The sequence below is a fragment of the Azospirillum griseum genome, assembly GCF_003966125.1.
GTDB lineage: Bacteria > Pseudomonadota > Alphaproteobacteria > Azospirillales > Azospirillaceae > Azospirillum > Azospirillum griseum.
On record NZ_RXMA01000001.1, the window covers coordinates 341,727 to 354,278 of the forward strand.

Consider the following 12,552-nt stretch of genomic DNA (forward strand, 5'->3'; position numbering starts at 1 on the left):
CGCATCCCTTTGGATTGATGGGGATCAAACGCGCCGCAAGTCCAGAAACCCACGCAACGCCTCGACCGTGGCGTCGGGTGTTTCGGTCATCATCATGTGACCAGCCTGTTTAATTGTGACAATTTGCGACATCTTGAGGCGACTGGCCAGGGCACGCCCGGCTTTGGCCGAGGCCATACGGTCCAACGCCCCGATCACCACCAGGGCCGGGCAGCCTACCGCCTCCGCAGCGGTGGCCCCGGTCGCGTAGGCGTTGCAGGCGGCCAGATCGACTCCCAGCACGCCGGGCGTGATCCCCGCCATCAGCCGCCGTCCGCCCGGGATCAAGGCCAGGCCGGGCGCGGCGCTGCCGCCGGTGTGGCCGCGCGGGCCATGGCCCCAGCCGATCACCAGATCGTTGGCGGAGGGATCGCCCGCCGCCGCCGACGCCAGCAGATCGGGGTGGACCGGCATCCGCTCCGCCGCGCCCATCAGAACGATCGACTCGATCCGATCGGCGCGGCGGGCGGCGGCGTCCAGGGCCACCAGCGCCCCCATGGAATGGCCGATCAGCGCGGCCTTGGCCACACCCGCCGCGTCGAGCAAGGCCACCACCCAATCGGCGAGCGCGGCGATGCTGTCCAACGGCGCGCCGCCCGAACGGCCATGGCCCGGCAGGTCAACCGCCAGCACCGACCGGCCATGATGGGCGAGGTAGCGGGTTTGCAGGCTCCACACCGTGTGGTCCATGCCCGCCCCGTGCAGCAGCACCGCCACCGGCCGGGACGGATCGAACGGACGCCCGCCGGTGTGGGCGTAGACGGGATGGCCGTGAACGAGAAAGGACGGTTGGGTCATGGCCCGGCTCACCCCTTGGCGGCGGCGCGCAGCGCCTGTTTCAGATCGTCGATCAGATCGTCGGCGTCCTCCAGCCCGATGGACAGGCGGATCATGTCCTCCCCCACCCCCGACGCGGCCAGGGCGGCGGCCTCCAACTGGGCGTGGGTGGTGCTGGCCGGGTGGATGACCAGCGATTTGGCGTCGCCCACATTGGCCAGGTGCGAGAACAGCGACAGGGCTTCGATGAAGCGTCGCCCGGCGTCGCGCCCGCCGCCCGGCCCCTTGACGCCAAAGGAGATGATCGAACCGCAGCCGTGCGGCAGCAGACGCGCGGCGAGCGCGTGATCGGGGTGATCGACCAGTTCGGGATAGGACACCCAGGCCACCGCCCCCTTGTCCGACGCCAATTCGGTTTCCAGGAAGCCGACGATCTTGCGGGCGTTGTGGATGTGCCCCTTCATCCGCAGCGACAGGGTTTCCACCCCCTGCAGAATCTGGAAGGCGTTCATCGGACTCATGCAGGCCCCGAAATCGCGCAGCCCCTCGGCCCGCGCCCGCATGATGAAGGCGGCGGGGCCGTATTCCTCGGCGAAATCAATGCCGTGATACCCGGCGTAGGGTTCGGTCAGCGTCGGGAACTTGCCGGACGCCTCCCAATCGAAGGTTCCACCGTCGATCACCACCCCGCCAATCGCCACGCCATGCCCGGCCAGCCATTTGGTGCAGGAGTGCATCACCAGATCGGCCCCATGCGCCAGCGGGCGGCAGAGATAGGGGGTGGTGAAAGTCGAATCGATCATCAGCGGCACGCCCGCCGCGTGGGCGATGGCGGCGACAGCGGGCACGTCCAGCACCTCAAGCCCCGGATTGCCCAGCACCTCGCCAAACACCAGCCGGGTGTCCGGACGGATCGCGGCGCGGATGCCGTCCAGGTCGCGCGGGTGGACAAAGCTGGTGGTGATGCCCAAGCGCGGCAGGGTGTAGGCCAGCAGGTTGCGGCTGCCGCCATAGATGGACGACGACGCGACGATGTGCCCGCCCGCGTCCATCAGGGTGAGGATCGCCAGCGTCAAGGCCGCCTGTCCGCTGGCGGTGCAGACCGCGCCGACCCCGCCCTCCAAAATCGCCAACCGCTCCTCCAGCACCGCCACCGTCGGGTTGGAGATGCGGGAGTAGATATGCCCGGCGCGTTCCAGATTGAACAGCGCCGCCGCGTGGTCGGTGTCCTGAAAGACGTAGGACGAGGTCATGTGGATCGGAACCGCCCGCGCCCCGGTGGCCGGATCGGGCTGTTGCCCCGCGTGCAGGGTCTGCGTGTCGAATTTCAGGAATTTGGCGTCGGCCATCCCGGCATATCCTCCCCTGGACCCGCGCGGGGGGATGCCGCCATCGGACAGCCGCGCGTGTCGCGCGAGGATGCGGGGCGGCCGCGCGGGGGTTTGAAAAGTGAGGGCCGCATCGGATGCGCGGCCCTCGGTCCTTTTTTGAACCGTCGGCCAGTCTGGCTTCGGTCTTTGTTTGCCTGCCCTGTTCAACCCGCGTTGGACGGTGTTGACGGTGCGGGAGCGTATGGAGAGCCGCCGCAAAGGTCAAGCCGAAGCAACAGGCCACCCCATCGGCCAAACGGCAGAGGGAAGCGCCAAAGCCCGCTTTGCCGACACCCCAGGGCAATCGCTTGAAGCACCATGCATCATGGTCAAAACAACAATAGACACGAATTTCACGGATTTTTTCACGGATTTCGCGGAACGCGCCCCAGAGCGGCCCTGCTTGCGATCTGGCGACAAACCTCATGACGGGATGCAGGAGGCAATTGGAGTCGAAAATCCGTGTAATCCTTACCGATTGTCCGTGAAATCCGCGTCCATTCTTGTTTGCGTGACGATGAGCGTTCGTTCAAGCGATTGCCCTGGCCAACACCCGCTTTGATTGACAAACGGCGGGGCTGACCCCACATTCGGGGACAGGCAGACGGGGACCGCTATCCCCGCCCGCCCATCCCGATCCTCAGCGGTTCAGCAGGTCAAGGCACGCCTTGATGAGCTGCAACAGCAGGATCAGGAGAGTCAGGATCTTCATCATCCTGTGTTCTCCCCTGTGAGCGGCGGGGGCGACGGCCATTCCGTCACCCCGTCCGCACCCCCTCGTAACACGTCGCACGCGCCGCACTCCACTGGGATTGCAGAACCCCCTTGGAAACCACCCTTCCGGTTGCGGTTTGCGTTGGCGCGCGGGTCCGGGGCAATCCCCCTTGCGAATGTGCAAACTATCTCATGTAAGCTGGTCGGGTCGCCCGTTTGGGCATCACCACCGAAAGGCCCGTCATGCGCGCCGTCACCGTCGCCCTTGCTGCGTTTCTGATGGCCGTGCCGATGGCCGCCCAGGCGGCGGACGATCCGCTGGAATCCTTCAACCGGCCGATGTTCGCCTTCAACAAGGGGCTGGTCGATTGGGTCATCAACCCGATGGTCAACCATGTCGGCCCCTGGATCCCCGGTCCGGTGAAAACGGGGCTGGGCAACGCCTACAGCAACCTGACCGAGATCGAGATGATCCTCGACAACGCGTTGCAGGGAAAGGCGACCAACACGGCGGTGTCGGCGGCGCGATTCGCGGTGAACTCCACCGTCGGCATCGGTGGTCTGTTCGATCCGGCGAGCGCGGTCGGCCTGACCCGGCGCGAGGCCAATTACGGCGCGTCGCTGTGCCAGACCGGCTTGCGCCCCGGCTCCTATCTGGTGCTGCCCTTCGTCGGCCCGACCAACACGGTGGGGGCGGCGGCGCTGACCGTGGGCGTGGCGGCGGAGGTCTACGCGCTGAGCTTCATTTCAACGACGTTGGCGACGCTGGATTTCCTGGTGATCGATCTGGGCGGCTCCGCCTCCGCCCTGCGCCACGCCAAGAACGTGCCGACGGCGGGCGAGGATCTCTACGCCGTCCAGCGCGCCGATTATCAGACCTACATCACCCAGAGCTGCGGCCCGGCGGCAACCAAGGCCGCCCTGCCCGGCCCGCGCGCGCCGACCAAGCCGGGCACACCGTCGCACAGTTGATGGCCGGAGTCGATGGCCGGTTGACCGATGGATGGGGGCCACGCCAATCACGTGGCCCCCATCATGCGGCTTCTTGCACCCCGACCATGGTTTCCTCGGCCAGCCAATCCACCACCTTGTGCAGAGCTTCCCAGCCGGTGGCCCCGTTCTCCAACGCCTCCTGATAAATCGCCACCTGGCGGTGGGCGCTGGTTCCGCGCGCCAGAATGTCGCGCGCCCGCTCCACCTCGGCGGTGCAGCCGAAATGCGCGGCGTCCTCGCGCGTCAGGTCGATGATCTCTTCCAACAGGTCGGGATAGGGCACGATCCGGCCCTGGCCGAAATCCACCAGCCCGCTGTCCAGGCCATAGCGCTGGGCGCGCCAGCGGTTTTCCTCGATCAGCATGTTCTTGTAGGGCCGCCAGGTGACGTTGCGCAGCTTCAACCGCCACAGCATCCGCAGCAGGCAGCGGTAGAGCGCCGCGACCGTCACCGCGTCGTCCAGGCGGGTGCAGATGTCGGTGATGCGCATCTCCAGCGTCGGGAAGCGGGCCGACGGGCGGATGTCCCACCAGAGCTTCGTCGCGTCCTCGATCACGCCCGCGTTGACCAGCGCGCCGACGTGGCTCTGATACTCGCCAAAGCTCTGGAAGCTGGCGGGCATGCCGGTGCGCGGCAGTTCGTGCCACACCGACAGCCGATAAGACCGGCGCTCCATATCCCGCCCGCGCCAGAAGGGGGAGGAGGTGGACAGCGCCAGCAGATGCGGCAGGAAGTAACGCACCTGATTCATCAGATCGATGCGCAGATCGTCGTCCTCGATGCCGATGTGAACGTGCATCCCGCAAATCATCAGGCGGCGCGCCGGCGCGCCCAGATCACGGGCGAGCATGTTGTAGCGGTCGCGGTTGGTGTGCTTCTGCGGCTCCCACGCGGCGAAGGGGTGGGTCGAGGCGGCGATCGGGGCCAGACCGTGGCGGTCGGCCACCCCGGCGACGATGGAGCGCAGCGAGGCCAGCTCCGTCCGCGCCTCCGCCAGGGTCGAGCAGACCGGGGTTCCGACCTCGATCTGGCAGCGCAGAAACTCCGGGTGGATGCGGCCGGGGGCCTGAGCCTGACAGGCCTCCAGCATGTCTTCCGGCGGGCTGGTGACGATGTCGCGGGTGGCGCGATCCACCAGCAGATATTCTTCTTCCAGCCCCAGGGTGAAGGAGGGTTCCATGCGTTCAGACCCGTGGATAATGGCGGATGATCGTCAGATCGGCGGCGGACAGCAGCGGGGCCAAGGCATCGCCCAGCACCTGCGCCCACAGATCCACGCCCCCGTCGTCGGTGATCAGATCCTGGCGCACCTCAAGCAAAACGTTGGGGTAGCCCGCAGGGGTGGCGTGGGTTTCCACCGTGCCACCGGTGGTGTCGCGCCCGGAATAGGGTTCGTTGTCGCCCACGCACCACCGCCCATCGGCGCGCAGCGCGGCAAGCAGCGGGACCGGCAGGCGCGGGTCGCGGTCCCACAGCACCCCGATGTGCCAAGGCCGGGCCACGCCGCGCATGGTGGGCGTGAAGCTGTGGACCGACAGCAGAATCGGCACCTGACCGCTGGCCCGGATGCGCGCCACCTGCTGCCCAACCGCCTCTTGGTAAGGACGGAACACCGCGTCGACGCGCTGGGCCTGGGCGTGTGCGTCCAACGCACGGTTGCCGGGTATCACCACCCCATCGCTGATGACCGGGATCGCGGTCGGGTCGTCCAGATTGCGGTTTGGGTCGATCAGCAGGCGCGAATAGCCCGACAACACCGCCGTGGCGGCGAAGCGCGCGGCCAAACGGTGGGACAGGGCCGCCGCACCGATGTCGTAGGCGATGTGCCGCTCCAACTCCTCCTCCGGCAAACCCAGGCTGCCCAGCGCGCGCGGTAAAGCGCGCGACGCGTGGTCGCAGACGATCAGGAGCGGGCCGGTCGCCTGCGGGTTCACAACGGTGTAAGGCGGTGGATCGTCTGGACCGAGCAGGGGGACATCGCCCGCCCGCGCGGGAAAGGGCGCGGTGACAGGACGGTCATGCGCGACCGGTCCATGCCCGCCATCAGAGGAAGTGGAGGAGGTCATACGCACACACTACCCTAAGCCGTTGATCGGGTGAAGCCACCCCAACACCCAACCGGCGGCGCCCACCGGAGCGCCGTGGCGAAGCCTTTGTTATCTTGCTAGACTCGGGCGGCTCATTTGGGGGGAACCACACCGATGCTTCGTCTGTTGACGCTGTGTCTGGGTCTGATCGCGCTGCTCAGCGCCTGCGGACCGATCTACGAAACGCAATACAGCATGATCCCGCCGACCAGCGCCCAGGGCCGCCTGTGCGTGTCGCAATGCCAGCAGGAACGGAGCATGTGCCGCCAAAGCTGCACCATGCAGGAGCAAACCTGCCGGGCCGAGGCCCGCAGCCGCGCGGCCTATGATTACGAAGCCTATGTCCGCCGCCAGACGGCCGAAAAGCAGCCGATCAAGAAGCGCGTCAGCGACTTTGAAAACAGCTATGGCTGCGGCAACAGCAGTTGCCATGACCGTTGCGAATCCAACTACCGCGACTGTTTCGGCGGCGTGTGCGGCGGGCAGGTGATCGCGAACCGGGTCTGCACCATGTTCTGCGATCAGCAGGGATCGTCCGCCCCGGCGATGACCCCGGCCCCGTCCTCCGGTGGCCAGAACACGGTTCCGCTGTCGTCCCTGTCCGGTTCAACGTCCGGCACGGCCCCGACCTCGGGGTCGCGCACCCTGTGCTCGCGCGGCATGCAGGTCGAGGTTCAGTGGCAGGGCGATTGGTATCCGGCCGTCGTCACCGGCGCGCAGCGCTCCGATGGCCGTTGCCCGGTCCATTATGAGGGCTACGGCGCGGAAGACGACGAATCGGTGTCGCTGAACCGCATCCGCCCGCGCTGATGATTTGGCGCTGAAAACTCTGCCGCGCCGTCCCCAGATCGCCCACGGACGGCGCGCAGTGCTGGTATGACACCCCCAGGGCGCTCGCCGTCTGGCACGCCCGCCAGTGGCTGGCTATAAGCGGGGGATGAGCGACACGCACGCCTTCCCGCTTCCATCCGCCGCGCATGCCCAACGCAACGCCCTGCTGATTTTGCTGGCGGGTGCGTTGAGCATCGCCTTTGCCCCGATTTTCGTCCGGCTGGCCGATGTCGGGCCGGTGTCCATCGCCTTTTGGCGCATGGCGCTGTCGGCCCCGCTGCTGGCCTTGTGGATGGCGATGGAACCCAAGGGCAAGGGGCGCAGCCGCCCGCCCTCCTCGCCCCGCGACTTCGCCCGGCTGATCCTGGCCGGGCTGTGTCTGGCGGGCGATCTGGTGATCTGGCACATCTCGATCGGCTACACCTCGGTCGCCAACTCCACGCTGCTGGCCAATTTCGCCCCGCTGTTCGTCGCCCCGGTCGCTTGGTTCCTGTTCAAGGAGCGCTTCACTGCAAAGTTTGTGCTTGGCATGGCGATGGCTTTGGCGGGCGCGATGATCCTGATGGGCGACAGTGTGCGCCTCAGCGCCGACCACCTGTTCGGCGACGCGCTGGGCTTGCTGACGGCGGTCTTTTATGGCGGCTACATCCTGTCGGTCGGTCATCTGCGCAGCGAATTCTCCACCGCCACCATCATGACCTGGAGCGGCGTCATCACCGCCGTGATCCTGCTCCCGATGGCGCTGCTGTCCGGCGAAGCCCTGCTGCCCGCGCAGTGGAGCGGTTGGGCGGTGCTGGCCGGGCTGGCCCTGTTCAGCCACGCCGGGGGCCAAAGCATGATTGCCTACGCTCTGGCCCATTTGCCCGCCTCCTTCTCCTCGGTCAGCCTGCTGTTGCAACCCGCCGGGGCCGCGATTCTCGCCTGGATCTTGTTGGGGGAGCCTCTGGGCGTCCTGCAAGCCATCGGCGCGGTGGTGATCCTGGCGGGCATTCTGCTGGCGCGGCGCGGCAGCCGCTGATCCCCTAGGTTTCACGCGCCGCCTTCAGTCGTTGGTCTTGGCGCGCGGAACCGATGCCGCTACCATTCAACGCTTTTGATTGAGAGGGTGATGCCCGTGTCCGCCATCGACGACAGCGCTCCAGGCTCTTCCTCCTCCCCGCGCATCTCGGAATGGGTGGCGCAACAGCTTCTCGACCGCATTTCGCGTGGCGAACTGGTGCCTGGGCAGCGCCTGCCCGGTGAACGTCAGCTGGCCGAACAGCTCCATGTCAGCCGCGTGTCGGTGCGCGCCGCCTTGCAAACCCTGAAGACCCAGGGCTTCCTCACCGCCGTCCAGGGTGGTGGTACCCGAGTCGTGTCGTCCGCCGGGGTGATGGATGGCGCCCTGACCGCGATGGTGCGCGGCAAGCATGACAATCTGTGCGACCTCGTGGAAATCCGCATGGCGCTGGAAGGCTGGGCCGCCCGCCGCGCCGCCCAGCACGCGACGCCGGAGCAGATCGCCAACATCGGCCGCATCCTGGCGGCGATGACCCAGACCAGCGGCGACGGCAACCGCGCCGCCGACGACATGGATTTTCACCTCTCCGTGGCCCAGGCGTCGGGCAGCCCGGTCTATCTCCACCTGCTGGCGACGATCCGCGAGATCCTCGGCAACATGGTGGAGTTGAACCACACCGAACCCTACATGGAAAACCACGAAGCGCTGATGATCGAGCATCACCGCGCGATTTACGAGGCCATCGCCAGCCGTGACGCCGATGGTGCGGTCGCCGCCGTCACCGCGCATCTGGGCTGGGTGCTGGCCCGCTACCACGCCATGAGCGTGGCCCCTGCGGCCGCACCCGAATCCGAATCGACCGATTCCGCCTCCGCCGAAGCCTGAAACCGATCAATTGATCCACACACGAAAAGACCGCAGCCCTTTGCCGAGGGCTGCGGTCTTTTCGTGTTCAGCCCCCCGTTGTCGGAGGGGATGCGGATCCATCAGGCGAGAATCGCCTCGATCTGTCGGGTGACTTCGTCGATGTCGGCCATGCCGTCCACCGTCTTCAGAACCCCGCGCGCCTCATAGTAAGGCAGGATGGGCGCGGTCTGCTGGTGATACTGCCCCAGACGGGTCGTGACCGTTTCAGCGTTGTCGTCGGCCCGGCGCTTGAACTCCGTGCCACCGCAGGAATCGCACACGCCCTCGACCTTCGGCTTCTCGAAGCTGTCGTGATAGCCCTTGCCGCATTTGGCGCAGGTGTAACGCCCCGTGACCCGCTCCACCAGGACGGCGTCGACGACGCGCATCTCGATAACGTGGTTCAGCTTCAGGCCCTTCTCGGCCAGCATGGCGTCCAGCGCCTCGGCCTGGGCGACCGTGCGCGGGAAGCCATCCAGGATGAAGCCGTTGGCGACGTCCGGCTTGGAAATGCGCTCACCGATGATCTCGACCATCAGGGCGTCGGGCATCAGTTTGCCCGCCGCCATGATCTCTTTCGCCTGCTGGCCCAGCGGACCACCTTCGGCCACCATCGCGCGGAGCATGTCGCCGGTGGACAGCTGGACAAGCCCCCGCGTGTCCTCCAACCGGCGCGCCTGCGTCCCCTTCCCGGCACCCGGCGGTCCGAGCAGTATCAGGTTCATTGCTTTCTCCCCCGGAGCTTTGATTTCTTGATCAGTCCCTCATACTGGTGGGCCAGCAGGTGGGAATGAATCTGAGCAACCGTGTCCATCGTCACGGTGACGACGATCAGCAGGCTGGTGCCGCCAAAATAGAACGGAACGGAGTGCTGGGAAATCAAGATTTCCGGCAAGAGACAAACCGTCACAAGGTACGCCGATCCGATGACCGTCAGACGGGTCAAAACATAGTCGATGTGATCGGCGGTGGTCTTGCCAGGGCGGATGCCGGGGATGAAACCGCCATACTTGCGGAGATTGTCCGCCGTCTCACCCGGGTTGAACACGATGGCGGTGTAGAAGAAGCAGAAGAACACGATCATCGCCGCGTACATCGCCATGTACAACGGGGTGCCGTGCGCCAGATAACGCGACACCGTTTGCAGCCACTCCGGCCCCTCACCCCCGGCAAAGCCGACGGCGGTCAAGGGCAGCAGCAGCAGCGACGACGCAAAGATCGGCGGAATGACGCCCGCCGTGTTCAGCTTCAGCGGCAGGTGCGACGCCTCGCCGCCAAACACCCGGTTGCCAACCTGACGCTTGGGGTATTGGACCAGCAGGCGGCGTTGGGCGCGCTCCATGAACACGATGAAGAACACGACGCCAACCGCCATCACCAGCATGACGATGATGAAGATGGTCGACAACGCGCCCTGACGGCCGAGTTCCAGCGTGTTGACCAACGCGCGCGGCAGTTCCGCGACGATGCCGGCGAAGATGATGAGCGAGGTGCCGTTGCCGATCCCGCGCGCGGTGATCTGCTCGCCCAGCCACATCAGGAACATGGTCCCGCCCACCAGCGTGATGACGGTGGCGATGCGGAAGAACAGGCCGGGGTCGATGACCGCCGGGCCGGTGGATCCGCGCATGGCTTCCAGACCGACCGCCAAGCCGTAAGCCTGGACGGTGGCGAGAACGACCGTGCCGAATCGGGTGTATTGGTTCAGCTTCTTCCGACCGGCCTCGCCTTCCTTCTTCATCGCCTCCATCTGCGGCGACACGGCGCTCAAGAGCTGCACGATGATCGACGCCGAGATGTACGGCATGATGTTCAGGGCGAAGATGGTCATGCGGTGCAGCGCCCCACCCGCCAGCATGTCGAACATGCCGAGGATGCCGCTGCCCTGCTGCTTGAACACATCCTGCAGGATGTGCGGGTCGATGCCCGGAATCGGGATGTAGGTGCCCAGCCGGTAGACGATCAGGGCCGCCAAGGTGAACCAAATCCGCTGTTTCAGCTCGGTCGCCTTGGAAAACGCCCCGAAATTGATGTTGGCGGCAAGCTGCTCGGCCGCTGATGCCATGGTCCGATCCCTGTCCCGTAAGTGCGAGCCTAAAAGCGCGCATGGGGCGGTCCTGCTGGTGCAGGCCGCCCCATGCGACTACGCGTCTTGTAGTGCCGAAAACGGCGCCGCGCAAGCGCGACGCCGTTCTGTCACTGTCACTCGGCGGCTTCGGCGGCGGGTTCGGTCAGCGTGACGCTGCCACCAGCCTTCTCAACCGCTTCAATGGCCGACTTCGAGGCACCCGCGACGGTGAAGGACACCTTCGCGGTCAGCTCGCCCTTGGCCAGCAGGCGGACGCCGTCCTTCTTCACCCGGCCGGTGATGCCAGCCGCGAACAGGGCGGCGGCATCCACGGTGTCACCGGCGTTGAGCTTGCCGGCGTCGATGGCCTTCTGGATGTGACCCAGATTCACCACCGAATATTCCTTGGCGAAAATGTTGCGGAAGCCGCGCTTCGGCAGACGGCGGTGCAGAGGCATCTGCCCGCCTTCGAAGCCGTTGATCGCCACACCGGTGCGCGAGGTTTGACCCTTCACGCCACGGCCAGCGGTCTTGCCCTTGCCGGAACCGATACCGCGACCAACGCGCATGCGCGCCTTGCGGGCACCGGCGTTGTCACGCAGGTCGTTGAGCTTCGTCATGGCATCAGCCCTCGTTCTCGACGCGGACCAAGTGCGCGACCTTGGCAATCATGCCCCGCACAGCCGGAGTGTCCTCCAGTTCGCGGGTCCGGTTCAGCTTGTTCAGGCCCAGGCCGACCAGCGTTTCGCGCTGATCGTGCTTACGCCCGATCGGGCTGCCGGTCTGGGTCACGACGACGGTCTTCTTCTCGGACATGGCTTAGGCCTCCTGTCCAGCGCCGGCCTCACGACGGCCGAGGATGTCGCTCACACGACGACCACGACGCGCCGCGACCGAACGCGGGCTGGTAGCTTGGGCCAGGGCGTCGAAGGTCGCCTTGATCATGTTGTGCGGGTTCGAGGTGCCGATCGACTTGGTCACGACGTCCTGGACGCCGAGAGCCTCGAAGATTGCGCGCATCGGACCACCGGCGATGATGCCGGTACCGGCCGGGGCCGCACGGAGAACGACGCGACCAGCACCGAAGTGACCGTTCGAATCGTGGTGCAACGTGCGGCCTTCGCGCAGCGGAACGCGGATCATGCCGCGCTTGGCCTGATCGGTCGCCTTGCGGATCGCTTCCGGCACTTCACGGGCCTTGCCCGATCCGACGCCGACGCGGCCCTTGCCGTCGCCAACAACGACCAGAGCGGCGAAGCCGAAGCGACGACCACCCTTGACCACCTTGGCAACGCGGTTGATGCCAACGAGCTTTTCAATCAGCTCGCTTTCTTCCCGCTCGCGCGGCTGCCGGTCGCGGTTGTCCCGACCGCCTTGTTCACGTGCCATTTCCGGGCCTCCTTAGAACGACAGCCCGCCCTCGCGGGCGGCGTCGGCCAGGGCCTTCACCCGGCCATGGTAGATGTAGCCGCCGCGATCGAACACGACCTCGGAGACGCCAGCCGCCTTCGCACGTTCGGCGATCAGGCCGCCAACGCGCTTGGCCGCATCGACGTTGCCGCCGTGCTTGAGCTGCTCGCGCAGCTCCTTCTCGACCGTCGACGCCGCAGCAAGGGTCTTGCCGTTGGCGTCGTCGATGATCTGGGCGTAGATGTGCAGATTCGACCGGAAGACGGAGAGGCGAACACGCCCGCCGGCCTTCTTGGCAATCTGCGCGCGAACGCGCTGCTTGCGACGCTCGTTGAGTTGCTTGGGCTTCAGCATGGC

The 12,552-nt window shown here is 66.3% G+C and carries 14 protein-coding genes; 4 read left to right on the forward strand and 10 right to left on the reverse strand.

The window, feature by feature from the left end:
- Positions 1-24: 24 nt before the first annotated feature.
- Complete coding sequence (locus EJ903_RS01650; protein WP_126611472.1) at positions 25-837, reverse strand: alpha/beta fold hydrolase; 813 nt, start codon at positions 835-837, stop codon at positions 25-27.
- Positions 838-845: 8 nt separating this feature from the next.
- A complete protein-coding gene (locus EJ903_RS01655; RefSeq protein WP_126611474.1) occupies positions 846-2,165 on the reverse strand; it encodes an O-acetylhomoserine aminocarboxypropyltransferase in 1,320 nt (439 codons plus the stop codon).
- 978 nt (positions 2,166-3,143) lie between these two features.
- Here EJ903_RS01655 and EJ903_RS01660 point away from each other — a divergent pair.
- Positions 3,144-3,872: an MlaA family lipoprotein gene (locus EJ903_RS01660; protein WP_126611476.1), complete on the forward strand. Its 729-nt coding sequence runs from the start codon at positions 3,144-3,146 to the stop codon at positions 3,870-3,872.
- A 61-nt stretch (positions 3,873-3,933) separates the two neighbouring features.
- On the opposite strand, the gene EJ903_RS01665 is transcribed toward EJ903_RS01660, so the two are convergent.
- Together EJ903_RS01665 and EJ903_RS01670 are read right to left on the reverse strand one after the other, a co-directional pair.
- Complete coding sequence (locus EJ903_RS01665) at positions 3,934-5,073, reverse strand: carboxylate-amine ligase (RefSeq protein WP_126611478.1); 1,140 nt, start codon at positions 5,071-5,073, stop codon at positions 3,934-3,936.
- A 4-nt stretch (positions 5,074-5,077) separates the two neighbouring features.
- Positions 5,078-5,959, reverse strand: a complete 882-nt coding sequence (locus EJ903_RS01670) for an N-formylglutamate amidohydrolase (RefSeq protein WP_126611479.1) — start codon at positions 5,957-5,959, stop codon at positions 5,078-5,080.
- 135 nt (positions 5,960-6,094) lie between these two features.
- On the opposite strand from EJ903_RS01670, the gene EJ903_RS01675 reads away from it, so the two are divergent.
- From EJ903_RS01675 to EJ903_RS01685, 3 genes are all read left to right on the forward strand, one after another.
- Positions 6,095-6,790, forward strand: a complete 696-nt coding sequence (locus EJ903_RS01675; protein WP_126611481.1) for an MBT domain-containing protein — start codon at positions 6,095-6,097, stop codon at positions 6,788-6,790.
- Between the two features lie 127 nt (positions 6,791-6,917).
- Entirely contained in the window at positions 6,918-7,829 is a 912-nt protein-coding gene (locus tag EJ903_RS01680; protein WP_126611483.1) for a DMT family transporter, read from the forward strand.
- A gap of 90 nt (positions 7,830-7,919) precedes the next feature.
- A complete protein-coding gene (locus EJ903_RS01685; protein ID WP_126611485.1) occupies positions 7,920-8,696 on the forward strand; it encodes a FadR/GntR family transcriptional regulator in 777 nt (258 codons plus the stop codon).
- 101 nt (positions 8,697-8,797) lie between these two features.
- Here EJ903_RS01685 and EJ903_RS01690 read toward each other — a convergent pair whose 3' ends face one another.
- From EJ903_RS01690 to rplR, 6 genes are all read right to left on the reverse strand, one after another.
- Positions 8,798-9,442 carry an adenylate kinase gene (locus EJ903_RS01690; protein WP_126611487.1) on the reverse strand — a complete coding sequence of 215 codons (645 nt, stop codon included), beginning with the start codon at positions 9,440-9,442 and terminating at the stop codon, positions 8,798-8,800.
- A complete protein-coding gene (gene secY, locus EJ903_RS01695) occupies positions 9,439-10,782 on the reverse strand; it encodes a preprotein translocase subunit SecY (protein WP_126611489.1) in 1,344 nt (447 codons plus the stop codon). Before secY ends, EJ903_RS01690 begins: the two co-directional genes overlap by 4 nt.
- 137 nt (positions 10,783-10,919) lie before the next feature.
- Positions 10,920-11,405 carry a 50S ribosomal protein L15 gene (gene rplO, locus EJ903_RS01700; protein WP_126611491.1) on the reverse strand — a complete coding sequence of 162 codons (486 nt, stop codon included), beginning with the start codon at positions 11,403-11,405 and terminating at the stop codon, positions 10,920-10,922.
- Positions 11,406-11,409: 4 nt separating this feature from the next.
- The gene (gene rpmD / locus EJ903_RS01705) at positions 11,410-11,601 is read right to left on the reverse strand and encodes a 50S ribosomal protein L30 (RefSeq protein WP_126611493.1); all 192 of its coding nucleotides are present in this window, start codon (positions 11,599-11,601) and stop codon (positions 11,410-11,412) included.
- A gap of 3 nt (positions 11,602-11,604) precedes the next feature.
- Positions 11,605-12,174: a 30S ribosomal protein S5 gene (rpsE, locus tag EJ903_RS01710; RefSeq protein ID WP_126611494.1), complete on the reverse strand. Its 570-nt coding sequence runs from the start codon at positions 12,172-12,174 to the stop codon at positions 11,605-11,607.
- Positions 12,175-12,186: 12 nt separating this feature from the next.
- Positions 12,187-12,549, reverse strand: coding sequence for a 50S ribosomal protein L18 (gene rplR, locus EJ903_RS01715; protein ID WP_126611496.1), 363 nt, complete (start codon positions 12,547-12,549; stop codon positions 12,187-12,189).
- Positions 12,550-12,552 lie beyond the last annotated feature (3 nt).

What these genes read in the sequence shown, in the direction of transcription:
- rpsE (WP_126611494.1), bottom strand. Translation starts at nt 12,174, where the DNA reads ATGGCACGTGAACAAGGCGGTCGGGACAACCGCGACCGGCAGCCGCGC.
- rplR (WP_126611496.1), bottom strand. Translation starts at nt 12,549, where the DNA reads ATGCTGAAGCCCAAGCAACTCAACGAGCGTCGCAAGCAGCGCGTTCGC.
- EJ903_RS01655 (WP_126611474.1), bottom strand. Translation starts at nt 2,165, where the DNA reads ATGGCCGACGCCAAATTCCTGAAATTCGACACGCAGACCCTGCACGCG.
- EJ903_RS01660 (WP_126611476.1), top strand. Translation starts at nt 3,144, where the DNA reads ATGCGCGCCGTCACCGTCGCCCTTGCTGCGTTTCTGATGGCCGTGCCG.
- rpmD (WP_126611493.1), bottom strand. Translation starts at nt 11,601, where the DNA reads ATGTCCGAGAAGAAGACCGTCGTCGTGACCCAGACCGGCAGCCCGATC.
- EJ903_RS01665 (WP_126611478.1), bottom strand. Translation starts at nt 5,073, where the DNA reads ATGGAACCCTCCTTCACCCTGGGGCTGGAAGAAGAATATCTGCTGGTG.
- rplO (WP_126611491.1), bottom strand. Translation starts at nt 11,405, where the DNA reads ATGACGAAGCTCAACGACCTGCGTGACAACGCCGGTGCCCGCAAGGCG.
- EJ903_RS01690 (WP_126611487.1), bottom strand. Translation starts at nt 9,442, where the DNA reads ATGAACCTGATACTGCTCGGACCGCCGGGTGCCGGGAAGGGGACGCAG.
- secY (WP_126611489.1), bottom strand. Translation starts at nt 10,782, where the DNA reads ATGGCATCAGCGGCCGAGCAGCTTGCCGCCAACATCAATTTCGGGGCG.
- EJ903_RS01675 (WP_126611481.1), top strand. Translation starts at nt 6,095, where the DNA reads ATGCTTCGTCTGTTGACGCTGTGTCTGGGTCTGATCGCGCTGCTCAGC.
- EJ903_RS01670 (WP_126611479.1), bottom strand. Translation starts at nt 5,959, where the DNA reads ATGACCTCCTCCACTTCCTCTGATGGCGGGCATGGACCGGTCGCGCAT.
- EJ903_RS01685 (WP_126611485.1), top strand. Translation starts at nt 7,920, where the DNA reads ATGCCCGTGTCCGCCATCGACGACAGCGCTCCAGGCTCTTCCTCCTCC.
- EJ903_RS01650 (WP_126611472.1), bottom strand. Translation starts at nt 837, where the DNA reads ATGACCCAACCGTCCTTTCTCGTTCACGGCCATCCCGTCTACGCCCAC.
- EJ903_RS01680 (WP_126611483.1), top strand. Translation starts at nt 6,918, where the DNA reads ATGAGCGACACGCACGCCTTCCCGCTTCCATCCGCCGCGCATGCCCAA.